This is a genomic window from Micromonospora acroterricola, from assembly GCF_003172955.1.
In the GTDB taxonomy this organism is placed as follows: domain Bacteria; phylum Actinomycetota; class Actinomycetes; order Mycobacteriales; family Micromonosporaceae; genus Micromonospora; species Micromonospora acroterricola.
In genome coordinates this window covers 1-22,543 of the sequence record NZ_QGKR01000137.1, presented here as the reverse complement: position 1 = coordinate 22,543, position 22,543 = coordinate 1, and the positions used below count along the sequence as shown (strand labels likewise).

General features: G+C 73.5%; 18 protein-coding genes. 10 read left to right on the top strand and 8 right to left on the bottom strand.

Features of this window, described 5'->3' with window-relative positions; genetic code table 11:
• Positions 1-2: 2 nt before the first annotated feature.
• Entirely contained in the window at positions 3-1,001 is a 999-nt protein-coding gene (locus tag DKT68_RS05920; protein ID WP_236646732.1) for a phosphotransferase family protein, read from the top strand.
• Positions 1,002-1,010: 9 nt separating this feature from the next.
• Positions 1,011-1,496, top strand: a complete 486-nt coding sequence (locus tag DKT68_RS05915) for a GNAT family N-acetyltransferase (protein ID WP_109816403.1) — start codon at positions 1,011-1,013, stop codon at positions 1,494-1,496.
• Positions 1,497-1,786: 290 nt separating this feature from the next.
• Here the strand turns inward: DKT68_RS05915 and DKT68_RS05910 are convergent, their stop codons facing one another.
• Positions 1,787-3,073, bottom strand: coding sequence for an MFS transporter (locus DKT68_RS05910; RefSeq protein ID WP_109816418.1), 1,287 nt, complete (start codon positions 3,071-3,073; stop codon positions 1,787-1,789).
• Between the two features lie 123 nt (positions 3,074-3,196).
• Here DKT68_RS05910 and DKT68_RS05905 point away from each other — a divergent pair, with 123 nt between their 5' ends.
• Positions 3,197-4,393, top strand: a complete 1,197-nt coding sequence (locus tag DKT68_RS05905; RefSeq protein ID WP_109816402.1) for an NAD(P)/FAD-dependent oxidoreductase — start codon at positions 3,197-3,199, stop codon at positions 4,391-4,393.
• Positions 4,390-5,310: an RNA polymerase sigma-70 factor gene (locus DKT68_RS05900; RefSeq protein ID WP_109816401.1), complete on the top strand. Its 921-nt coding sequence runs from the start codon at positions 4,390-4,392 to the stop codon at positions 5,308-5,310. Before DKT68_RS05905 ends, DKT68_RS05900 begins: the two co-directional genes overlap by 4 nt.
• 42 nt (positions 5,311-5,352) lie before the next feature.
• Here DKT68_RS05900 and DKT68_RS05895 read toward each other — a convergent pair whose 3' ends face one another.
• A complete protein-coding gene (locus DKT68_RS05895) occupies positions 5,353-5,913 on the bottom strand; it encodes an NADPH-dependent FMN reductase (protein WP_109816400.1) in 561 nt (186 codons plus the stop codon).
• Positions 5,914-6,040: 127 nt separating this feature from the next.
• Here DKT68_RS05895 and DKT68_RS05890 point away from each other — a divergent pair, with 127 nt between their 5' ends.
• The gene (locus DKT68_RS05890) at positions 6,041-6,505 is read left to right on the top strand and encodes a MarR family winged helix-turn-helix transcriptional regulator (RefSeq protein WP_109816399.1); all 465 of its coding nucleotides are present in this window, start codon (positions 6,041-6,043) and stop codon (positions 6,503-6,505) included.
• Between the two features lie 75 nt (positions 6,506-6,580).
• Here the strand turns inward: DKT68_RS05890 and DKT68_RS05885 are convergent, their stop codons facing one another.
• The 5 genes from DKT68_RS05885 to DKT68_RS05860 form a co-directional block, all read right to left on the bottom strand.
• Positions 6,581-8,428, bottom strand: coding sequence for an IucA/IucC family protein (locus DKT68_RS05885; RefSeq protein ID WP_407940695.1), 1,848 nt, complete (start codon positions 8,426-8,428; stop codon positions 6,581-6,583).
• Entirely contained in the window at positions 8,425-9,045 is a 621-nt protein-coding gene (locus tag DKT68_RS05880) for a GNAT family N-acetyltransferase (protein WP_109816398.1), read from the bottom strand. The genes DKT68_RS05885 and DKT68_RS05880 overlap by 4 nt, the downstream gene beginning before the upstream one ends.
• Positions 9,042-10,331, bottom strand: coding sequence for a lysine N(6)-hydroxylase/L-ornithine N(5)-oxygenase family protein (locus tag DKT68_RS05875; protein WP_109816416.1), 1,290 nt, complete (start codon positions 10,329-10,331; stop codon positions 9,042-9,044). Before DKT68_RS05875 ends, DKT68_RS05880 begins: the two co-directional genes overlap by 4 nt.
• A 41-nt stretch (positions 10,332-10,372) precedes the next feature.
• On the bottom strand, positions 10,373-11,911 hold the full coding sequence (locus DKT68_RS05870) for a pyridoxal phosphate-dependent decarboxylase family protein (protein WP_109816397.1): 1,539 nt from the start codon (positions 11,909-11,911) through the stop codon (positions 10,373-10,375).
• Between the two features lie 219 nt (positions 11,912-12,130).
• On the bottom strand, positions 12,131-13,162 hold the full coding sequence (locus tag DKT68_RS05860; protein ID WP_109816396.1) for an ABC transporter substrate-binding protein: 1,032 nt from the start codon (positions 13,160-13,162) through the stop codon (positions 12,131-12,133).
• Between the two features lie 77 nt (positions 13,163-13,239).
• Here DKT68_RS05860 and DKT68_RS05855 point away from each other — a divergent pair, with 77 nt between their 5' ends.
• The 5 genes from DKT68_RS05855 (at position 13,240) to DKT68_RS05835 (ending at position 18,889) form a co-directional block, all read left to right on the top strand.
• Positions 13,240-14,364, top strand: coding sequence for a FecCD family ABC transporter permease (locus tag DKT68_RS05855; RefSeq protein ID WP_407940694.1), 1,125 nt, complete (start codon positions 13,240-13,242; stop codon positions 14,362-14,364).
• On the top strand, positions 14,361-15,389 hold the full coding sequence (locus DKT68_RS05850; RefSeq protein ID WP_109816395.1) for a FecCD family ABC transporter permease: 1,029 nt from the start codon (positions 14,361-14,363) through the stop codon (positions 15,387-15,389). The genes DKT68_RS05855 and DKT68_RS05850 overlap by 4 nt, the downstream gene beginning before the upstream one ends.
• Before the next feature lie 65 nt (positions 15,390-15,454).
• Positions 15,455-16,243 carry an ABC transporter ATP-binding protein gene (locus DKT68_RS05845; RefSeq protein ID WP_201748921.1) on the top strand — a complete coding sequence of 263 codons (789 nt, stop codon included), beginning with the start codon at positions 15,455-15,457 and terminating at the stop codon, positions 16,241-16,243.
• Positions 16,240-18,327: a penicillin acylase family protein gene (locus DKT68_RS05840; RefSeq protein ID WP_109816393.1), complete on the top strand. Its 2,088-nt coding sequence runs from the start codon at positions 16,240-16,242 to the stop codon at positions 18,325-18,327. The genes DKT68_RS05845 and DKT68_RS05840 overlap by 4 nt, the downstream gene beginning before the upstream one ends.
• On the top strand, positions 18,317-18,889 hold the full coding sequence (locus DKT68_RS05835; RefSeq protein ID WP_109816392.1) for a GNAT family N-acetyltransferase: 573 nt from the start codon (positions 18,317-18,319) through the stop codon (positions 18,887-18,889). The genes DKT68_RS05840 and DKT68_RS05835 overlap by 11 nt, the downstream gene beginning before the upstream one ends.
• Before the next feature lie 69 nt (positions 18,890-18,958).
• Here DKT68_RS05835 and DKT68_RS05830 read toward each other — a convergent pair whose 3' ends face one another.
• Complete coding sequence (locus DKT68_RS05830; protein WP_236646730.1) at positions 18,959-22,519, bottom strand: S8 family peptidase; 3,561 nt, start codon at positions 22,517-22,519, stop codon at positions 18,959-18,961.
• Between the last annotated feature and the right edge of the window lie 24 nt (positions 22,520-22,543).

Here is a 22,543-nt window from a genome sequence, read left to right as displayed (position 1 = left end):
AGGTGACGTACCTGCTCCGCGCGTCGTTCGGCGCGGGGACCCGGGTCCGCGACTGCGGTGCGCTGACCGGCGGCGGGTACGCCACGGTCTGGTGGGCGCTGCTCGACGACGACCGCCGGGTGGTGCTGAAGGTCGCCCCGCCGGCCGGTACGCGACTGCTGCGGTACGAACACGGGCTCTGCGCGGCCGAGGCGCGGTACTTCCGGCTGGTCGCCGAGCGGGCGCCGGAGGTGCCCGTTCCGCCGGTGCTGCACCACGGCGCCGACCCGGCGTACGGCGAGTGGCTGGTCACCGGGATGCTGCCCGGCCGGTCGCTGCGCGAGCTGGCCGAGGTCGGCGCGCCGGTCGACGACGGCCCGGCGCGGTACGACCTCGGGGTCGCCCTGGCCGCGCTGCACCGGGTGACCGGCGACCGGTTCGGTTACGACGGCGGTCGCGCCGGTGGCTCGACGTGGCGGGAGGCGTTCACCGCGATGCTCGACGCTCTGCTCGCCGACGCGGCCGACGGGGACGTCCGGCTGCCGGTCAGCGCGGACCGGTTGCGCGCGCTGGTCGGGCGGCACGCCGACGTGCTGGACGAGGTCCGCCGCCCGGCGCTGCTGCACTTCGACTGCTGGGACGGCAACGTGCTGACCGAGCCCGGCCCGGACGGCCGGCCGCGGCTGTCCGGGCTGGTGGACGGCGAACGGTTCCTGCACGGCGATCCGCTGCTGGACCTGGTCTCGCCGCTGCTCTACCGGCGGGTCGAGGACGAGCCGGAGCATCCGCTGCTGCGCGGCTATCGCAGCGCTGCCGCCGAGCCGCTGGTACTGGACGGCTCCGCCCGCCGCCGGCTCGGTCTCTACCGGCTGCACCTGTACCTGCTGATGACGGTGGAGATGCCCAGCCGTGGCATGACGGCGAGCAGCCATCCGCAGCGGCACGCCCGGCTCGCGACCCTGCTGGACGCGGAACTCGCCGCGCTCGACAAACCGGTTGTCCGGCCGGATCACCGCCCGTAGCCTGCGCCGGTGCTGATTCGAGAGTTCGTGGCGGAGGACTGGTCGCAGGTCTGGCCGATCGTCGAGGAGGTCATCCTGGCCGGGGAGACCTTCCCCTTCGACCCGGCGATGACCACCGACGTGGCGTACGGCATCTGGGCGGACGCCCCGCCGGGCCGCACGGTCGTGGCGGTGGACGGCGAGCGGGTGCTCGGCACCGCGAAGATGGGCACCAACCGGCCCGGGCCGGGCGCGCACGTGTCCACCGCGAGCTTCATGGTCGCCGCCGACGCCCGGGGCCGGGGCGTGGGCACAGCGCTGTGCCGCGACGCCCTGGCCTGGGCCCGCCAGCGGGGGTACGCCGGCATGCAGTTCAACGCCGTGGTGGAGAGCAACCGGTCGGCGGTGGAGCTGTACCGCCGGGAGGGCTTCGAGGTGGTCGGCACGGTGCCGGGGGCGTTCCGCCACCCCACCCTCGGCCGGGTCGGGCTGCACGTCATGTACCAGGAGTTCTGAGGGGGTCCTGACCCCTCCTGAGCGGCGACCGGGTCGACGTGCCCGGTGGACGTGGTGGTACTCAGCGCCTTTGGAGCTGATGTCGTAGACGAATCGGCCCGGTGCCGCGCGGTCTCATCCTGGTGGGGTCGGAGTGCCCGGTGGCCGCAGCCAGGGGCCACAGCCAGGGGCCGCAGCCAGGGGCCACAGCCAGGGCCGCAGCCAGGGGCCCGCAGGCCTGAATCGTTGACGACATCAGCTCCAGAGCGTCTCCAGCACTGACGGTGCCGCGACCACGAAGCCTGCCTCCATCATGGCCCGACGCCGCCGGCCGGGGCCGGCTGGAGTCCCGGCGGCCCGAGGGCCGGCTCCGCGCCGGCCCGGCGGATCGGGGTGAACAGGCCACCGACCGCGACCAGCAGACATCCCGCCCCCGCCACGAGGGCGACCCCAGCGACGCCGTACCGGGCGGCGGCCCAGGTCAGCACCACTGCGCCAGCCGGTCCGAGGGCGTAGTGCGTGCTCCAGAACGCCGAGGTGACCCGGCCGAGGAGATGATCGGGGGTGATCTCCTGACGCAGGGACATCGAGCAGATCCCGCCCACGCTGAGACAGCACAGATACACCGCGGTCAGGGCGGTGACCGCCGGCACCGTCGTCGCGAGGCCGACGCCGGCCACGGCGACGCCGCAGATCGCGTGGGCACCGATCCAGGTGACGCCGAAGCCGCGGCGGCGGCGCAGCGGGGCCACCAGGAGCGCTCCGGCGATCGTGCCCAGCGCGGCCAGGCCGAGCACGGCGCCGACGGTGCCCTCGGTGCCACCGAGGTCGTGCGTGACGTGGTAGATCAGCACGTCGGTGAAGCCGTAGGTCAGGAAGATGAAGACCGACAGCAGGACGGTCAGCGCGCGGAGCACCGGCTGTCGCCACAGGAACCGCGCCCCGGCCAGGAACTCGACCAGCGGCCGCTGCCGGGGCGCCGGGGTGACGTCCTCGGCCCGCACAGGTCGCAGCCGGATCAGCCACAGGCCGGCCGCCGACAACGCGAAGCTGGCCGCGTTGACGGCGATCGCCGCCGCCGGGCCGAACCGGGCCGACACCACGCCGGCGAGCAGCGGCCCGATCACGGCGGCCGCCGCGTACGTCGCCTGCAACCGGCCGTTGGCCTCGGTGATCCGATCCCGGTCGACCAGGTTGCGGACCGCGGTGACCGCGGCCACCTGGAACACCATCCCGGCCGCCTCGCAGATCGGCAGCACGACGAAGAGCAGCCATACCTGCGGCCCGGCGAGCCAGACCAACGGCACCAGGCCGTAGAGCACCAGCCGGGCGAGGTCCGCCACGATCATCAGCGTGCGCCGGTCGTACCGGTCGACCAGCACACCGCCGAAGATCCCGGCCACGACGGACGCCGCGCCCGCGACGGCGGTGAGCAGACCCATCCGGGCCACCGACCCGGTCGCCTGGAGCACCAGCAGCGGCACCGCGAGGTACGCGAACGAGTCGCCGGCCGCGGAGAGCGACTGCGCGATCCAGTACGTGCCGAACGTGCGGTCCCGCCACAGCGGCGGCCGGACCGCGCCGGAAGGTCGGATCATGGCCACGAGGTTAGTGGGCCCGCCCCCTCGGCACCGGTTGTGGCCGGCGTCACAGCCGCCCATGTCACGAACCGCCGGGCGATCCGCATCTCGTGGTCGTCACCCAACGAGAGAGGCCCGACGATGAGTACATCGCACGAAGCCGGGACGGCCACCACCCACCGCGTGTTGATCCTGGGCGCTGGGTACGCGGGAATGGCCGCCGCGATCCAGCTCGCGGCCCGCACCAGACGGCGCACCGACGTGCAGGTGACCCTGGTGAACGCGCAGGAACGGTTCACCGAACGGCTACGGCTGCACATGACGGCGACCGGGCAGCAGCTGATCGAGAGGGACATCCCGGCGCTCCTGGCCGACACGGGCGCGCAGTTCGTCCGCGGCTGGGTCACGGCGGTGGACGCGCAGGCGAAGACCGTCCGGATCGACAGTCGGGTGCTGCACTACGACACGCTGGTGTACGGGTTGGGCAGCGTGGTTGACACGGCGCTGGTGCCGGGCGTCGAGGAGCACGCGTACACCCTGGACAGCGCCCAGGACGCGACGTCGCTGGCCGACCGGCTGGCACGGCTGGCCGACGGCACGGTGGTGGTCGTCGGCAGCGGGCTGACCGGCGTCGAGTCGGCCGCGGAGATCGCCGAGCGGCACCCGGAGCTGACGGTCGTGCTGGTGGGCCGGCAGGAACCCGGCGCCACCCTGAACCGGAAGGCTCGGGCGCATCTGCGGGCCGCGCTCGATCGCCTCGGTGTGCGGGTGCGCAGCGGGACAGCGGTGACGAAGGTGCTGCCGGACTCGGTCGAACTGGCGGGTGAGGCGCCCGTCGCGGCCGACGTCGTCCTGTGGACGGGCGGTACGCGTGTGTCGCCGCTGGCGGCTGCTGCGGGCCTGACCGTCGACCAGCGCGGTCGTGTCGTCACCGACACCGCGCTGCGGTCGGTGTCGCACCCCGACGTCTACGCCATCGGCGATGCGGCGGCGATCCGGCAGGGCTACGGCGTCATGCACGGCACCTGCCAGAGCGGCATGCCGAGCGGCGTACACGCCGCGATGTCGATCATCCGTGCGCTGCACGGCAAGCAGCCCAGGGCGTTCCGGTTCGGCTACTACCACACCCCGGTGAGCCTGGGACGGCATGATGCGGTCGTGCAGTTCACCCGTCCCGACGACAGCCCGCGCCGGGCGTGTCTGACCGGCCGCACGGCGGTCTGGTACAAGGAGACGGTGAGCGCCTCCCCCTGGCCCACCTACCGCCGCATGGTGCGGCTGCCCTCCTCCGGCGCGTTCTGGCCGCACGGTGGTCGCTACACCCGGGACACGCGGTGACCCGCCCGGGTTCGGACGCCGACCAGGAGGTGTTCCACCGCCATCGCAACCTGCTGTTCTCGGTGGCCTACCGCATCCTCGGCACCGCCGCCGACGCCGAGGACGCCGTCCAGGACGCGTGGATCAGATGGTCCGGGGCCGACCGCGCCCAGGTGGTCGACCCCAAGGCGTACCTGGCGCGCATCGTCTCAAACCTCGCACTGCAGCGTCTGCGCTCCCGCCAGCAGCAACGCGAGACCTATGTGGGACCGTGGCTGCCCGAGCCCGTCCTGACCGATGGCGACACCGCCGACACCATCACCGACGCCGAGTCGGTGTCGATGGCGATGCTGGTGGTCCTGGAGACGCTCAGCCCGCTCGAACGCGCGGTGTTCGTCCTGAGGGAGGTCTTCGGCTTCAGCCATGCCGAGATCGCGGTGGCGGTGGAGCGCTCCGAAGCCGCGGTGCGCCAGGTCGCGCACCGCGCCCGCGAGCACGTACGGGCACGGCGGCCACGCTTCACGGCGGACCGGTCGCAGCAGCGCGGTGTCACCGAGCGGTTCATCGCCGCCGCGACCGGTGGCGACATCAACACCCTGATGGAGATGCTGTCGCCGGACGTCACACTGTGGACCGACGGCGGCGGCAAGGTCCGCCAGGCCCTGCGACCGATCGTGGGTGCGCAGACGGTCGCCGCCTGGTTCGCGGCCATCGGCACCGTCACCTACCAGGGTGTCCGGCCCGATGACATGCGCGCCGCCCTGGTCGAGGTCAACGGAGGCCCGGCCCTGGTGTTCAGCGGTGCGGGCCGGGTGATCGCCACCGTCACCCTCGACATCGACGCCGACGGCCGCATCATCGCCATCCACAACGTCGCCAACCCCGACAAGCTCCGAGCCGTCACCGACGGCACCACTCACGACCTCGTGACGAGCTGAGCCGGCCGCGGGAGGGTTCCCGCGGCCGGCTCCCGATCGTGGTCAGCTCTGGCGCAGCGGAGCGAGCGCGGTGCTCCAGGCGACGACCTGGTCCAGGGTGACGCCGAGCGCGTCCCGCTGGTGATCGTTGGGCTTGAAGACGCTGAAGTTCTCGAAGTCGGTGAAGAGCGACAGCGCGACCTGGGACCGCACGTCGGCCATCTGGAGCTCACCGGCGATGAGGCGCAGGTGCTCCACGGCGCGCGCGCCGCCGACCGAGCCGTAGCTGACGAAGCCGACGGCCTTGTTGTTCCACTCGGCGTAGAGGAAGTCGATGGCGTTCTTCAGGGCACCCGAGGTGGAGTGGTTGTACTCCGGGGTGACCATCACGAACCCGTCGAACGACGCGATCTTCTCGGCCCAGCGCAGCGTGTGCGGCTGGGTGTACTGCCCCATCGCCGGCGGGTACGCCTCGTCGAGGTGCGGCAGCTTGTAGTCGAGCAGGTCGATCAGCTCGAACTCCGCGTCGGAGCGCTGCTTGGCGACCTCGAGGACCCAGCGGGCGACGGCTTCGCCGTTACGGCCCGGGCGGGTGCTCCCGAGGATGATCCCGATCCTGGTCATGGTGTGGCGCCTTTCAGAAGGGGCTTGCCTGGCTGGTGAACCGTAGCCAGTTGTTGCTTCGTCAAGCAAATGCCCCGGCTATGCTGAGCGTCACACGGTTGCTCGGTCAAGCAACTAAGATGAGGGCATGTCCGGCAGCCCCGCAGAGTCCCTGCGCCCCCTCAACCCCGACGAGGAAGCGCTGGTCCGCGCCCTGGGCCAGCTGATGTTCGTCCTGCCCCGGGCGATCGACGCCGACATGACCGGCGACCGTCAACTGCCGCTGACCGAGTACACGGCCCTGCGGGTCCTCTCCGAGGCGCCGGACCGGCAGATGCGGATGAACGAGCTCGCCGGGCACTGCCAACTGTCGCTCAGCGGGATGACCCGCACCATCACCCGACTGGAGACGCAGGGCCTGGTCGAGCGGGTCCGCAGCGAGCAGGACGCGCGCGGCTGGAACGCCGTCCTCACCGACGCCGGCTTCGCCCGGCTGGAGGAGTCGTGGCCCAGCCACTTGGCCGCCGTGCGGCGGCGGTTCCTGGACCACCTCGAGGGCATGGACCTCGTCCAGTTGGCCCGCGCGTTCCGGAAGATTGGCACGGTCGACTGAGCCGGCCGGCTCGCCGGGCCCCGACTCAACCGGCCGGGTGGCAGCCTCGCCGACCCGGCCGGAGCACGACCGGTGTCACCGGGCCGGGGCGTACGGGGCCAGCGGGTTGGCCAGCGTGCCGACGAACTGGAGGGCGGCCGACGGGTCGGCCAGGTCGATCATCTGCTGGTTGTCGCGCAGTTGCAGCCGGTTGAGGCAGGACAGCGCGAAGTCCGGGGCGAACAGGTCGTAGCGGCGGGCCCGCTCGGCCAGGTGCGGCACCCGGTCCAGATAGTCGGCGGCGCAGGCGGCCACCGTGCGCCAGAAGTCCTCCTCGGCCAGCATGCCGGCCTCGACCAGCACCGCGTTGAGGTGGCGCAGGAAGCAGTCGACCACGTCGGTGAAGATGCTCAGCAGTTTGGTGTCGTCGGGCACCTCGACCCGGATCCGCTCCACCGCCGCCGGCAGCTCGACCTCGGCGCTCATCACCGCGATCTCCTCGGCGATGTCCTTGAAGATCACCCGCTCGACGGTGTCCCGCTCGTCGAGGACCAGGATGACGTTCTCGCCGTGCGGCATGAAGGCCAGGTCGTGGGCGTAGAAGCTGTGCAGCAGCGGGGTCAGGTAGGCGTCCAGGTAGCGGCGCAGCCACACCTCGGGCGCCAGCCCGGACCGGGCGATCAGCTCCGCCGCCAGCGAGCCGCCGTCGCTGTCCACGTGCAGCAGCGCCGCCATGGTGGTCAGTCGCCGCCCCGGCGCGAGGCCGGGCACCGGGCTCTCCCGCCACAGCGCGGCCAGCATCTTCCGGTACGGGGAGGTCCGGTCGGTGGCGGCCTCGTACTGCCGGTGTCGGTAGCCCACCGCGGCCCGCTCCCGGATGATCGTCAGCCCGGTGCCGCTCAGCATCTCGTCGCCGGCGATCAGGTCGGCCAGCCAGTCGTTGATCGCCGGGGTGGCCGCCATGTACGCCGCCGACAGCCCGCGCATGAAGCCCATGTTCAGCACGGAGAGCGCGGTCTTGACGTAGTGCCGGCGCGGCTCGGTCACATTGAAGAAGGTACGGATGGACTGCTGGGCCAGGTGCTGGTCGGACCCGGTGCCCAGGTGCACCAGCCGGCGCTCGGCCAGCTCGCCGGCGAAGGTGACCGCCAGCTTGTTCCACCACTGCCACGGGTGCGCCGGGATCAGGTGATAGTCGGCCAGGTCCAGCCCGAGACCGGCCATCGTGGCCGCGAACCGGGCCCGGGTGTCCGCGTCCAGCTCGCTCTCGATCAGGGTGTCGTAGTCGAGGTCGGCGGCGCTGCTGAACGTCGAGTGGTCCCGGTGCGCGGCCAGCCACTCCAGCCGGACCGGGGCGGCGGCCTCCGGGGCGTACCGGTGGTACTCGTCGACGCCGAAGCCGAGCCGGCCGTTGTTGGCCACGAAGCAGGGGTGGCCCTCGGTCATCGACGTCTCGATGGTCTGGAAGTCCGCCTCGGCCAGCTCGGCGGCGCTCGGCGCGGGACGGGCCAGCTTGTACGCGGTGCCGGCGAGCGTGGAGGTGATCTCCTCCAGGTAGACCGGCAGCACCCGCGCGGAGAGCCCGAGGGTGTCGCGCAGCTCGACGATCAGGTCCACCGCGTCGGGCGGGACCGGCGTGCCGTCGCGGTGCCGAATGATGCTGTCCGCGTCGATCTGCCAGTGCGCCAACGCGAGCAGCCGCGCGGCGAACCGGTACGTGACCGTGCCGTCGTCGCTGCGCACCTCGTACCAGCGTCGGTCGTCGTCGGCGACCGGCACGGGCTCCGGGGTGATCAGCCGTTCGTGGGTGAACTCGGCGAGCGCCTTGCGGACCAGCAGCCGGTTGGCCCGTGCCCAGAGCTGCGGGGTGAGGTGCCCGACCGGATCGACGGAGGCGGACGCGGCGGCGGCGGACGGCTGGGTGGGGACGGCGATGGCGGTCACGCCGGGGCTCCTTCGGGTCGGGTGGCGGCGGCTCGCTCGGGGGCGGCAGCGTGGGTGGCGCGGTCGGTGGCGGCCTGGAACTGTGCCCGGGTGCAGACGCTGAGCAGCGCCTCCTTCTCGGGTTTGGCGACGGCGCCGACGACCTCGAAGCCGACGGCGGCGTTCAGCGCTTGCACGGCGGTGTTGCGCACGTCCGGCTCGACCACGACCCGGCGGGTCGCCGGGTCGGCGAAGAGCCAGGCCATGACGGTGGTGATGACCGTGCGGGTGAACCCGTGCACCGGGGCGTCGGTGGGCGCGCACAGGAAGTGCATGCCCACGTCGCCGGGTTGGGCGTCGTACAGGCCGACCAGCTCGACGTGGGCCGGGTCGTAGCGTTCGGCCAGGAAGGCGGGCCGCCCGTCGCACAGGCCGAGATACGCGTCGTGGTGCGGGTGGGCGTCGATCCGCCGGTACTCCTCGGCCACCCCGGCCGGGTCGGCGTCCTGCATCAGCCAGAACGCCGCCTTCGGGTGGGTCACCCAGGCGTGCAGCAGTGCGGCGTCGGCGTCCGGATCGAGGGTACGCAGCGCGAACTCGCCGAGCCGGTCGTCGGCGCGGGTGAAGACGACGGTCACGACGCCACACCGGCGGGGGCGCCGAACTCCTGGAAGGTGATGCTCTTCTCGATCGGGTAGTGCTCGCGCCCGAGCAGCTCACGGATGATCCAGGAGTTGCGGTACGCGCCCATGCCCAGGTCGGGTGAGGTGATGCTGTGCGTGTGGGTGCCCGCGTTCTGGAGGAAGATGCCCCGGCCGGTGTGGTCGATGCTGTAGTTGCGGGCCACGTCGAAGCGGCCGTGCGCGTCCCAGCGGATGCGGTCGCGCACCGGCGCGAGGAACTCCGGCACCCGGTAGTGGTACCCGGTGGCCAGCACGAGCCCCTCGGTCCGCACGGTGAAGTCCCGCTCCTGCTCCACGTGGCGCAGCCGCAGCGTGTACGCCCCGTCGTGGTGATCGGCGCCGGTCAGCTCGGTGTTGGTGAGCAGCCGGGTGTTCACCGGCCCGTCGACGCTGTGCGCGTAGAGCAGGTCGAAGATGTCGTTGATCAGGTCGGCGTTGATCCCCTTGAACAGGCCCTTCTGCTCGGACTCCAGCCGGTAGCGGGTCGCCTCGGGCAGCGCGTGGAAGTAGTCCACGTAGTCCGGTGAGGTCATCTCCAGGGTGAGCTTGGTGTACTCCAGGGGGAAGAACCGCGGCGAGCGCGTGACCCAGTTCAGTTGGTAGCCGTACCGGTCGAGGTCGCCGAGCAGGTCGTGGTAGATCTCGGCGGCGCTCTGCCCGCTGCCCACCACGGTGATGCTGCGCCTGGTGCGCAGCGCGTCCCGGTGCTCCAGGTAGCGCGAGTTGTGCACCGCGTCGCCGGGCAGCCCGGCGACGGCGGGAGGCAGGTGCGGCGGGGTGCCGGTGCCGAGCACCAGGTGCCGGGCGCGGTACTCCACCGTCTCCCCCGCGTCGGTGCCGGCCCGCACCACGTACCGCTGGTCGGCGTCGTCGTACTCCACGGCGGTCACCGCCTGCCCGAAACGCAGGTTCGGCAGCTTCGCCGCGGCCCACCGGCAGTAGGCGTCGTACTCGCTGCGCAGCGGGTAGAAGCTCTCCCGGATGTAGAACGGGTAGAGCCGGCCGATCTCCTTGAGGTAGTTGAGGAAGGAGTACGGCGAGGTCGGGTCGGCGAGGCTGACCAGGTCGGCGATGAACGGGGTCTGCAACCGGGCCGACTCCAGCAGCATGCCGGGGTGCCAGGCCAGGCTCGGCCGGGACTCCAGGAACACCCCGTCCAGGTCGTCGATCGGCGCGGTGAGGCAGGCCAGGCCCAGGTTGTACGGGCCGAGCCCGATGGCGATGAAGTCGTGGGTGGACATCCGGCCCTCCAGGCGCGGGTTCGGGTTCGGGTTGACCGGCATCAGCCGACGTGGCAGGTGAGGTCGGCGGCGGTGCGGTCGTGCACGTACCGGCCGGCGTGGTGGGCGATCAGTTCGAGCACGTGGCCGATGTCCTCCACGGTGGTGGCCGGGTTCAGCAGGGTGAACTTGAGGAAGTGCCGGCCGTCCACCCGGGTCCCGGCGACCACGGCGAGGCCGGAGGCGGCCAGCGCCTCCCGGGCGTGCAGGTTGGCCGCGTCGGCCAGGTCCCGGCCCGGGCCGGTGGGCAGGTAGCGGAAGACCACCGTGCTCAGCTCCGAGCGGGTCACCACCTCGAAGCGTGGGTCCTCGCTGACCAGGCGCCAGGCGTCGGCGGCCCGGTCGACCACCTCGTCGAAGAGCGCGCCGAGCGCGTCCGGGCCCATCACCCGCAGGGTCAGCCAGAGCTTCAGCGCGTCGAAGCGGCGGGTGGTCTGCAGGCTCTTGTCGACCTGGTTGGGGATCCGCTGCTCCACCATCCGCGCCGGGTTGAGGTAGTCGGCGTGGTAGGTCGCGTGCCGCAGCACCCGCCGGTCGCGGACCAGCAGCGCGCTGGAGCTGACCGGCTGGAAGAACGACTTATGGTAGTCGACGGTCACCGAGTCGGCCCGCTCGATGCCGTGGAGCAGGTGCCGCCGGGTCCGCGAGACCAGCAGACCGCAGCCGTAAGCGGCGTCCACGTGCAGCCACACGCCGGCCGCCGCGCAGATCCCGGCCAGCTCGTCGAGCGGGTCGATGGAGCCGAAGTCGGTGGTGCCCGCGGTGCCGACGACCGCCATCACCACCAGCCCGTCCTGCCGGCACCGGGCGATCTCGTCGCGGACGGCGGCGGGCCGGATCCGTCGCCGCAGGTCGGTCGGCACCGCGATCACCGCGTCCGGGGCGAGGCCGAGCAGCTTGGCGGACTTCTGCACGCTGAAGTGACCGGCCGCCGAGGTGAGAACCCGCAGCCGGGGCAGCAGCTCGGCGCGGGCGGCCGCGGTGGTCGCGGCGGCGCACGCCTCCTCCCGCGCCAGCAGCAGCGCCTGGAGGTTGGACTGGCTGCCCCCGCTGGTGAAGATGCCGTCGGCGTTCGGGCCGAGGCCGATCCGCGCGGCGGTCCAGTCGATCAGCCGCCGCTCGATCAGTGTGGCCCCGGCGCTCTGGTCCCAGGTGTCCAGGGAGGAGTTCACCGCGGTGAGCACCGCCTCGCCGAGCAGCGCCGGGATGGCCACCGGGCAGTTGAGGTGGGCGAGGTAGCGGGGGTGGTGGAACCAGACGGCGTCGCGGAGGTAGACGTCCTCCAGCTCGTCCAGGGCGGCGCCGGCGTCGCCCAGCGGGCGGTCGAGGTCGACCCGGTCGACCAGCGGGGCCAGTTCGGCCGGTGTGATCCCGGTGCCGGGCCGGTCGACTGTGGCCACCCGGCGGGCGACCCGGTCGACGCCGTCGGCGAGTGTCCGCCGGTACTGCTCGACGGAGCCGTCGTGCAGCAGTTGGGCCCGTGCGGCGGCCGGGGCCGAGGGCGGCGCGGTGGTCTCGACGGGGTACGTCGGCACGGTCACGGGATGTCCTCCACGTTCTCGACGATGGGCAGGCGGAGCCCTCCCCCGGCGCGGTCGCGCGCCGGGGGCTCGTGCTGCCTTCGGATGGGTCGCCGCTCAGGCGGTGGCGCCGGCCAGCGCCTCGGCGCGCAGGTCCTCTTCGGAGTGCCCACGCCGCCAGTAGCCGGCGAAGGTCACGCGACGGCGGTCGATGCCCCGTTCACCGACCAGGTGCCGGCGTCAACTGACCTTCTTCGCATTCCGGATGGCGGTGGCCAGGTTCTCCAGTAGCGGCGCGGCACCGGCGTACGAGAAGCGGGGCACCGCGTCCCACGGGGCGACCTGGTTGGCCTTGACCGCCGGCAGCTGCTGCCAGGTGGGCTTGGCGGCGAGGTCCTTGGGCTGCAGGGCGGTGCTGCGGTTGTCCAGCAGGAGCAGATCGGCTGGGAACTTGCCGGTGTTCTCCCAGCTCAGCGCCTCGAAGTAGTCGCCGGCCTCAAGCTTGGTGGGGACCACGATGTCCACGCCCAGCTCGGCGAAGTACATCAGGTCGGTGCTCACCTTCGGGTTGGAGACGTAGAACAGGTCGGGGCTGCCGGAGCAGGCCATGACCTTGATGCCGGGGTTGGCCTTGACCGCCTGGCGGACGGCCTCGGAGGCGGCGTCGAAGCGGGCCTTCCCGTCGGTGACCTTCTTCGCCGACAGGTCCGCGCCGAGCGACTCGGCCAGCGCCGCGTACCGCTCGATCGGCTTGGTCATCGGCACCCGGGCCGTGGTGATCGCCACGCTCGGGGCCAGCGGCAGGATCTTGTCCTTGCTCTCGTCCGGCACGTACCAGAGCGCGTCCGGGTCGTACATGTGGGTGACCAGCAGCTCGGGGCGCAGGGCCGCGTACTTCTCCAGGCTGAACTCGCCCCACACGTTGCCGAGGATCTCCACGGCCTCGACGTTGAGGTCACCGGCCTGCGGGTCGGCCGTGCCGTCGGCGCGCTTGGTCTCGCCGAACACGCCGACGAGCTGCTTGCCGAGACCGAAGTCGACCAGCGCCGCGGCTACTCCGGTGAAGGCCACCACGCGGACCGGACGAGCCGCCGCCTCGACCTTCTGGTTGCGGTCGTCGGTGAACGACCAGGGGCCGCTTCCGGTGCTGGCAGCGGACTTCGCGGCGTCGTCCTTGCCGCAGCCGGCGAGCAGGGTGGCCAGCGTGGCAGCGCCACCGGCGGCCAGCAGGCCGCGACGGGAGAGGCGACGGGAGGACAGGGCATCGGGCATGGTGTCGTCTTTCGATCAGGGGAGGCCGGGCCGGGGTCGACCGGGACAGCGGGGTTAGGTTAGCCTAACCTCGGACGTTGTCAACAGCGGTACGCCGTGTCGCCACACCCCCGGAGCCCACACTGGACGCCACCACCTCCGTAACCAGACCGGCACCATCCGTGCCGGACCGGTCGGCGGCACCACCCTCCGGGCCGCCCCCGGCGCGACGTGGTCGCCAGGCGGCCCGCGCCGCCGGCCTGGTCGCCGCCGTGGCGCTGCTCGGCGTGGTCCTGCTGCTCAGCATCGCGGTCGGCGCGAAGGCGATGCCCCTCTCCGACGTCTGGTCCGGGCTGCTGCACCGCGACGCCACCGAGTACGCCGTGGTGCACCGGATGCGCCTGCCCCGCACCGTGCTCGGGCTGCTCGCCGGTGCGGCGCTCGGAGTGGCCGGCGCGGTGATGCAGGCCCTCACCCGTAACCCGCTGGCCGACCCCGGGCTGCTCGGCATCAACGCCGGCGCGTCCGCCGCCGTCGCCACCGCCGCCGCCTTCCTGGGCGTCACCGCCATCGGCGGGTACGTCTGGTTCGCGCTGCTCGGCGCGGCGGTGGTCACGGCGCTGGTCTACGCCGTCGGCGGTGGACGCGGCGCCACCCCGGCCCGACTCGCGCTGGCCGGCGCGGCGCTGAACGCCACCCTCTACTCGTACGTGAGCGCGGTCATGCTGCTGGACACCGCCTCGCTGGAGCGGCTGCGGTTCTGGACGGTCGGCTCGCTGGCCAGCGCGGACTCGGCGACCGTGACCCGGGTGCTGCCGTTCATCCTGGTCGGCCTGCTGGTCGCGCTCGGCGCCGCCCGCCCGCTGAACGCCCTCGCGCTCGGCGACGATGCGGCACGGGCCCTGGGCGCCCGGCCCGCGCTGATCCGGGCCGCCGTGATCGTCGCGGTCACCCTGCTCTGCGGAGCGGCGACCGCCGCCTGCGGTCCGATCGTCTTCGTCGGGCTGCTGGTGCCGCACCTGGTCCGCGCCCTGACCGGCCCCGACCTGCGGTGGCTGCTGCCGTACTGCGCGGTGCTGGCGCCGGTGCTGCTGCTCGGCGCGGACGTGCTGGGCCGGGTGCTCGGTCGACCGGGTGAACTCCAGGTCGGCATGGTCACCGCCGTGCTGGGCGGCCCGCTCTTCCTCTGGCTGGTCACCCGCGGACGGGTGGCCCACCCGTGAGCGTCATCCGTACCCCCGGGGGGCTCTCCCTGCGGTTCCGCCCCCGCGCGCTGGCCGTCGGCGCCGGCGCCGCGCTGCTCGCCGCCGGGCTGGGCCTGGTCGTCCTGGGCAGCGGCGACTACCCGATGGGCCCGGCCGACGTGCTGCGCACGCTGACCGGCGGTGGCACCGCGGCGGAGCAGTTCATCGTGCACGAGCTGCGGCTGCCCCGGCTGGTCACCGCGCTGCTGGTCGGCGCGGCGCTGGCCCTGGCCGGCACCGTGTTCCAGTCGCTCGTGCGCAACCCGCTGGGCAGCCCCGACGTGCTCGGCTTCACCCAGGGGGCGTCGACGGGCGCGCTGGTGGTGGTCGTCCTCGGCGGCGGCAGTCTGGCGCTGGCCGGCGCGGCGGTGGCCGGCGGGCTCGGCACCGGCCTGGTGATCTACGCGCTGGCCTGGCGACGCGGGGTGCACGGCTACCGGCTGATCCTGGTCGGCATCGGCGTCGCGGCGATCCTCACCGGCGTCAACGGCTACCTGTTGACCCGGGCGCCGCTGATGGACGCCGCCCGCGCGGTGCTCTGGCTCACCGGCAGCCTGGACGGGCGGGGCTGGGCCAACGCCGGGCCACTGCTCGTTGTCATGGCCGTCCTGGCGCCGCTGGTCCTCGTCGGCTGCGCGCCGGCGCTGCGGATGATGGAACTGGGCGACGACACGTCCAGCGCCCTCGGCGTGCCGGTGCGCCGGCTGCGCCTGGTGCTGCTCGCCGCCGCGGTGCTGCTCGTCTCGTTCGCGGCGGCGGCGGCCGGCCCGGTGTCGTTCGTGGCGCTCGTCGCGCCGCACGTGGCGAAGCGGCTGACCCGGGCGCCCGGCCCGAACCTGCTGCCGTCGATGGCGGTCGGCGCGGCGCTGCTGGTCGGCGCCGACCTGCTGGCCCAGCGCGCGTTCACCGAGCACCAGCTTCCGGTCGGTGTGGTGACCGGGGTGATCGGCGGCGGCTACCTGGTCTGGCTGCTGGCGATGGAACGCCGGGCGGGCCGGCTGTGAGCACCCGCGACGCGATCGAAGGAGCACCCATGCAACCCGGCAGTTCCCGGCTCGGCGGGACCGCGATGACCCTCGCCTACGACCGGCGCACCATCGCCGAGGACCTGACCGTGGCCGTGCCCGACCGGTCGTTCACGGTCATCATCGGTCCGAACGCCTGCGGCAAGTCGACTCTGCTGCGGGCGCTGTCCCGGATGCTGCGTCCGACCGCTGGCGCCGTGCTGCTGGACGGGCGCGACATCCACGACCTGCCCGCCCGGAAGGTGGCCCGCACCCTCGGCCTGCTGCCGCAGACGTCCATCGCGCCGGACGGCATCAGCGTCGCCGAACTGGTCGCCCGGGGCCGCTACCCCCACCAGGGGCTGCTGCGGCAGTGGTCCCGCGAGGACGAGCGGGTGGTCGAGGAGTCGATGGCCGCCACCGGGGTCGACGACCTCGCCGACCGGCCGGTGGACGAGCTCTCCGGCGGCCAGCGGCAGCGCGTCTGGATCGCCATGGCACTGGCCCAGCAGACCCCGCTGCTGCTGCTCGACGAGCCGACGACGTACCTCGACATCGCCCACCAGATCGAGATCCTGGACCTCTGCGCCCGGCTGCACGAGGAGCAGGGGCGCACGCTGGTCGCGGTGCTGCACGACCTGAACCACGCCGCCCGCTACGCCACCCACCTGATCGCGATGCGCGACGGGCGGGTGGTGGCCGCCGGCGAGCCGGCCTCGGTGGTCACCGCCGACCTGGTGGCCGAGGTGTTCGGGCTGCCCTGCCGCGTGATCGACGATCCGGAGACCGGCACCCCGCTGGTCGTTCCGGCCGCCCGTCGTCGGGCCACGGTGCTCGCCCCGGAGCCGGCGTGAGCGAGCGAACCAGCGGGAACGGCGGCGCCGGGCGGTTCCGCGACCGGTGGGGTGTGCCGCACCTGCGGGCCGACGACCCGCTCGCCCTGGCGGCGGCGCAGGGCCGGGTGACCGCGTACGACCGGGCGTGGCAGATCGAGGTGGAACGGCACCGGGCGCAGGGCACCACCGCCGCCTTCCTCGGGGCCGAGGCGCTCGCCTGGGACCGGTTCGCCCGGCAGGTCCGGCTCGACGACACCGCCCGCCGCTGTCACGCCGCGCTCGACCCGGCGACCGCCGAATGGGTGGGCGCGTACGTGGCCGGGGTGAACGCCGGCCTCGCCGACGGGGCGGCACGGGCGCCCGAGTTCGCCGCCACCGGGCTCGCTCCCGGCCGGTGGCAGCCGTGGACGCCGCTGGCGGTCTGGCTGGGCCACCACATCCTGTTCGCCGGGTTCCCCAGCAAGCTCTGGCGCGAGCACGTGGCTCACCGGCTCGGCCCGGCCGCCATCGACCTGTTCGCCACGGACGGACCGGCCGTCGCCGGCAGCAACGGGTGGCTGCTCGCCGCCGAGCGGACCGGCACCGGCGCAGCGCTGCTCGCCGGCGACCCCCACCGGTTCATCGAGGACCCCGGCGTCTACCAGCAGATCCGGCTGGCCTGCCCGGAGTACGACGTGGTCGGGCTGGCGATGCCGGGCGTGCCGGGCATCGCGCACTTCGCGCACGCCGGGCCGGTGGCCTGGGCGATCACCAACGCGATGGCCGACTACCAGGACGTGTACACCGAGCGGCTGCGCCGGCAGGGCGAGGCGGTGCAGGCGTTCGGCCCGGACGGCTGGGAAGCCACGCGCTCGCACGTCGAGACGATCGAGGTGGCCGGGGCGGACCCGGTCGAGGTCGAGGTGGTGGAGACCGACCGGGGCCCGGTGATCGCCGGCGGGCCGGACGAGCCCACCGCCGTCAGCCTCCGCTACCCGCCCCGGGTCCGCGCCGAACTCGGCTTCGCGGCGCTGCCCGAGCTGCTGCGCGCGCGCAACGTGGCCGACGTCGACCGGGCGCTTCGGCACTGGGTGGAGCCGGTCAACGTGGTGCAGGCGGCGGACACCGCCGGCGGGCTGCTGCACCGGGTCGCCGGGGTGGTGCCGGTGCGGAGCCCGGAGAACGGCCGCAGGGTGGTGCCGGCGTGGCGGGCGGAGCACACCTGGCGCGGCTGGTACGCGCCGCTGCCCCGGGCCGAGGTGGTCGGCCGCGCGGTGATGGCCAACGAGCGGGGGCTCGCGGCGCCACTCGGGGTCGAGTTCGCGCCGCCGCACCGGGCGCGCCGGATCACCGAACTGCTCGACTCCGGGCGGGACTGGACGGCCGAGGCGCTGGCCGCCGTGCACACCGACACGTACCTGGGGTCGGCCGCTCCGCTGCTGGCGGTGCTGGCCGGACTGACCGGGCTCGGGCCGGACGCCGCCGCGCTGCGTGACCGTCTGCTGCGCTGGGACCGGCGGATGGCCGAAGACAGCACCGACGCCGCGGACTTCGCCACCCTGCGGGCGGCCGTCGTACGCCGGCTGGCCGCCCACCCGGCGTTGGCCGCGCTGGCCGAGCCGCCCGCGTACCCCGAGGTGTTCGCGCCCTGGTTGGCGCTGACCTCGCGGGTCGGCTACGCGCTGGCGCACCTGCTCGGCGCCGCCGAGCTGCCGGGCCTGGACGTGGCCGCGCTGGTCCGCGCGGCGGCCGAGGAGGTCGCCGGTTGCGCGGGCGCGGCGGACGGACGGGTGCCCTGGGGCGACCTGCACCGGCTGGCGCCGTGGCGGGCGCTGCCCGACGCGGACGCCGGGCCCGGTCCCCGGCTCGCCGGCGATCACGACTGCGTGCTGTCCACCTCCAGCGTGCCCGGGGTGACCCACCGGTGCTTCCGGGGGCCGGCGGCGCGCTACGTCTGGGACCTGGCCCGGCGCGAGGACAGCCTCTGGGTGGTGCCGCTGGGCGCCTGCGGGGTGCCCGGCGACCCGCACCACGACGACCAGAGCCGAGCCTGGCTGGACGGGACGCTACTGTCGGTTACCACGGACTGGGACCAGCTCACCGAGGAGCGAGATGGGCACTGACGCGACCACGCAGGACCCGCACCACTACCGGCGGGACGTACGCGGGTTCGGGGTGGTGACCGTCCGGCCGGTGCGGCCGGACGAGGACGTCGACCTGCTGCACGCCTGGGTCACCGAGGAGCGGGCCCGGTTCTGGGGGATGCGCGAGGCGAGCCGTGAGCGGGTGCACGATATCTACGCGTACCTGGACTCGCTCGACACGCACCACGCGTACCTGGTGCACCGCGACGGCGTGCCGGTGGCGCTGGCGCAGACCTACCAGCCCGAGGCCGACCCGGTCGGCGAGTGCTACGACGTCCGCCCGGGCGACGTCGGCCTGCACCTGCTGATCGGGCCACCGGCCACGGTCGAGCACGGCTTCACCGGCGCGTTGTTCGGCGCGATCCTGGACTTCGTCCTCGCCGACCCGGCCCGGCTGCGGGTCGTCATGGAGCCGGACGCCCGCAACGACAAGGCCATCGAGCGGTTCGTGCGCAGCGGCTTCCGGCCCGGTCCGCTCATCGACCTGCCGGAGAAGCGCGCCCGGCTGCTCTTCCTCGACCGGTCGGCGCGCACCGGCTGACGCGGGAACGGAACCGGCCGCCGGGCGGGGCGCGTGGGGCACCCCGACCGGCGGCCGGTGATCGTGGCGTCAGCGCAGGCCGAACGCCCGGGTGATGCTCTGGCTCACGGTGTTGCCGGCGGCGTCCCGTGCGGTGGTCCGCAGGCTGACGAAGCCGGCCTTCGCCGGTGCGGCGAGGGAGGTGCGCCAGCCGTCGCCGTGCCGGGTGAGCCGGGGCTTCTGCCAGGTCGCCCCATCGTCGTAGGAGACCTCGAGGGTCACCGCGCCGACGGTGCCCGGAACGCCGGGCAGCTGGGAGGCGACCACGGTGAGCGGCGCCCGCCGTGACGCCCTGCCGTCCCGGTCGATGGCCACCTGGTAGTCCAGCTGGATCATCGGCAGCACCTCGGACGTCTCCGTCCCCGTGACCGCCGAGCTGAAGCCCCACTCGGTGCGGGTCTGCCGGGAGTACGGGTTGGTCCACGCCGCCCGGTCGTTCTCCACCACCAGCCGGTACGGCAGGCGCTGCTCAGCCAGGCCGGAGACCCGGAGGTACTCGGCGTTACCCCAGTTCAGCTCCTTGTCGCCCTGGTAGAGGGTGGTCCGGTTGACCATGTCGAAGTTGGCGTAGGCATCGCCGATGTGGCCACCCCCGTCGCCCCAGCCGGGCGCGGGCAGGTAGACGGTGTCCAGGTAGCGGACCGGTACGTAGCCCAACCCGCCCATCCGGGGTCGCTGGATCGGCCCGAACCAGTTGACCGCGCTCGGCCTGCCAGCCCGGTAGGTGGTCACGTCCATCGAGTGCTGACCGGTTTCGCCGACGATGTGCGCGTCCTCGATCCACCTCGCGTCGGCGGTCACCCAGTCGGTGCGCCGACCCTGCGCCGGGACGGTCACCAGGTTGCTCGACGCCCAACCACGCCAGACGTCGGTGCGGAACTCCAGCGCCTTGCCCTGCCGGTAGTTGCGGAACTCCACGTCGGCCCGGCCGAGCTGCCGGCTGGTGGGCCGGTAGCTGGGGTCGGTCGGCACCGCGCCGGCCCAGTGGTGCACCACGTCGTACACGTAGGTGGTCTCCGGGTGCGAGTCGACGGTCAGCCGCACCGTGCCGCGCTCCAGCGCGGCGATGAGCTGCCCGCCCTCGTCCGCGGTGAGCGTGCCCACGGTCACCGGGGCGGGGCTCTCCGGGCTCCACGGGTTCTCGTCCCAGGGCTGGAGCCGGCCCACACCGTCGTTCACCACCAGCAGCAACTTCGCCCCGGCCGCCGCGGCGGCCTTCGCCTGGGTGGCGATGTCCACGGTGTCGCTGCGCCGGACCACCACCGCCCGGTCCCGGACCGGCCGCTTGGCCAGCCCGGCCGCCGACGCGTCGGCGACGTAGACCGCGTCGAGCTGGCGCCGGCCGGCCGGCAGCGCCGGGCTGGCCCGCTTCACCAGCAGGTCGTCGTACGAGCGGTCGCCGGCGGCGACGGTCAGCGCCGGCTGCTCCAGCCGCCACCGGGCGCCGAACTCGAACTCGCCGTCGGTGACCGCTCGGCCCGTCGGCAGCGCCCACATGCTGTCGTACGAGGCGTCGGGCAGCATCTGGCTCTCGGTGAGGCTCGCCCCGAAGGACCGGTGGATGTCCAGCCGCAGCGCGCTGGGGGTGGCCTCCTGCGGCACCTGGACCCGGACCTGCCGGGCGGCCCGCGCGTCCAGGGTGACGGTGCGGTCCCGGTCCAGCGTGACGTCGGTGAAGCTGAGCAGCGCCATTCCCTTGGAGTGCGGCCCGTGCAGGCCGCGCACGTCGCCGGCGATCCAGCCGGTCCACGTCGCCACCGGCAGCCGCAGCGTGGCGGTGCCGCTCTCGGGCAGGTCCACGGCGGTGAAGAGACCGTTGGTGGTGAGGATGACCTTGCCGGTGAGCGGCTTGCCGTCCCGGTCCTTGGCGACCAGCGTCAGGTTCTGCCGCTGCCCCTCCTTGCTGGCGCCGATCAGGGTGCGGCCACGGACCGTACCCGCGCCGTCGGTGGCGATGATCGTGCCGCTGATCTGCCGCTCGACCGGGAGCCGGTCGTACGCCGCGGTCAACGTCACGGCGGCGGTGCCGCCAGCGGGCACGGTGACCGTGTCGGCGGAGAGGGCGAACAGGCCGGCCGGCGCGGTGGCCGCGTCGAGGGCCAGCTTCAGGGTGACGGGCGTGCCGCCGATGTTGGTGTAGGTGACCTTCCGGTCGACGGTCAGCCCCGGCTGCTGCGGCCAGGCCTGGAAACCGGAGTAGGCGCTCGGGGTGGCGAAGACGGTGGCGTGCACCGCGGCGACCGCGTCGACCCGGCCGGCGCCGGCCTGGTACGGGGTGTACCCGGGGGTCGCCTTGACGGTGCTGACCAGCGCCTCCTTGATGCGCTGGCCGGTCCAGTCGGGGTGCGCGGCGGCGACCAGGGCGGCCGTTCCGGCCACGTGCGGGGTGGCCATCGACGTGCCGCTCATCAGCGTGTAGTCCCCGCCGCCGCCCCGCACGAAGTGGGAGCGGGCGGCCAGGATGTCCACGCCGGGCGCGGTCAGCTCGGGCTTGAGCCCGCCGTCACCCGCCCGTGGGCCCTGGCTGGAGAAGTCGGCAAGGTGGTCGGTGGCGTCGACGGCGCCGACGGTGAGCGCGGAGTCGGCCGCGGCCGGGCTGCCGATGGAGTTGGGGCCGCCGTTGCCGGCGGCGACCACGAAGAGGGCGCCGGTCTCGGCGCTGAGCTGGTTGACCGCCTGGCTCAGCGGGTCGGTGCCGTCGGTGGCCTCGCCGCCGAGGCTCATGTTGACGACCCGGGCCTTCTGCTCCCGGACCGCCCACTCCATGCCGGCGATGATCCAGGAGTTCTGCCCGCTGCCCTCGCTGTTGAGCACCTTGCCGATGTGCAGCCGGGCGCCCGGGGCGACGCCCCGCTCGGCGCCGGCCGAGGCCGCGCCGGTGCCGGCGATGGTCGAGGCGACGTGGGTGCCGTGTCCCTGGTAGTCGAGCACGTCGGGCTCTTCGGGCACGAAGCTGCTGCTGCCGGCGATCTGCGCGGCGAGGTCCGGGTGTTCGACGTCCGCCCCGGAGTCCAGCACCGCGACGTCGACGCCGGCGGCGGTGTTGCCCTCGGCCCAGACGGCCGGGGCACCGATCTGCGCGGTGGACTCGCTCAGGTCGGCGTGCACCCGGGCGTCCAGCCAGACCTTGGCGATGCCGTTGGCGAGGGTCGGGGCGCCGCCCGCGCGGCGGGCCGTGCCGGCGGTGAGCGAGGTCCAGAACGTCTCGGCGGTGGCACGCTGGCGGGTGAGCGCCGCGCCCCGCACGCTGTCGAGCGGCCGGACCAGTTCGGCACCGTCCACATGGGGCCGAGTGCGGTTGCGGGCCGCGGCGTCGGTCAGGGTGACGATCAGCGGCAGCCTGTCGGTGTGCGCGTCGTCGTAGCCGTCCGCGATGAGTTCGGTGACGTTGAACAGCTGCCGGTCCAGCACGCCGCTGCTGACGTAGGGCAGTGCGGCGTCGGGGTAGACGTAGGTGTCGCCGTCGAGCACGGTGCGGTGGAAGCTCGGCGTGCTGCCGTCCGGCCGGCGGATGGTCGAGACGGTGCTGCCGTCGGCCGCGGTGGTGACGGTGACCGTGTCGCCGGTGATCAGGGTCTGTCCCTTATACACATCTCCGAGCACACGAGACGCGTA

What these genes read in the sequence shown, in the direction of transcription:
- DKT68_RS05835 (WP_109816392.1), top strand. Translation starts at nt 18,317, where the DNA reads ATGGGCACTGACGCGACCACGCAGGACCCGCACCACTACCGGCGGGAC.
- DKT68_RS05860 (WP_109816396.1), bottom strand. Translation starts at nt 13,162, where the DNA reads ATGCCCGATGCCCTGTCCTCCCGTCGCCTCTCCCGTCGCGGCCTGCTG.
- DKT68_RS05845 (WP_201748921.1), top strand. Translation starts at nt 15,455, where the DNA reads ATGACCCTCGCCTACGACCGGCGCACCATCGCCGAGGACCTGACCGTG.
- DKT68_RS05890 (WP_109816399.1), top strand. Translation starts at nt 6,041, where the DNA reads ATGTCCGGCAGCCCCGCAGAGTCCCTGCGCCCCCTCAACCCCGACGAG.
- DKT68_RS05910 (WP_109816418.1), bottom strand. Translation starts at nt 3,073, where the DNA reads ATGATCCGACCTTCCGGCGCGGTCCGGCCGCCGCTGTGGCGGGACCGC.
- DKT68_RS05895 (WP_109816400.1), bottom strand. Translation starts at nt 5,913, where the DNA reads ATGACCAGGATCGGGATCATCCTCGGGAGCACCCGCCCGGGCCGTAAC.
- DKT68_RS05875 (WP_109816416.1), bottom strand. Translation starts at nt 10,331, where the DNA reads ATGTCCACCCACGACTTCATCGCCATCGGGCTCGGCCCGTACAACCTG.
- DKT68_RS05905 (WP_109816402.1), top strand. Translation starts at nt 3,197, where the DNA reads ATGAGTACATCGCACGAAGCCGGGACGGCCACCACCCACCGCGTGTTG.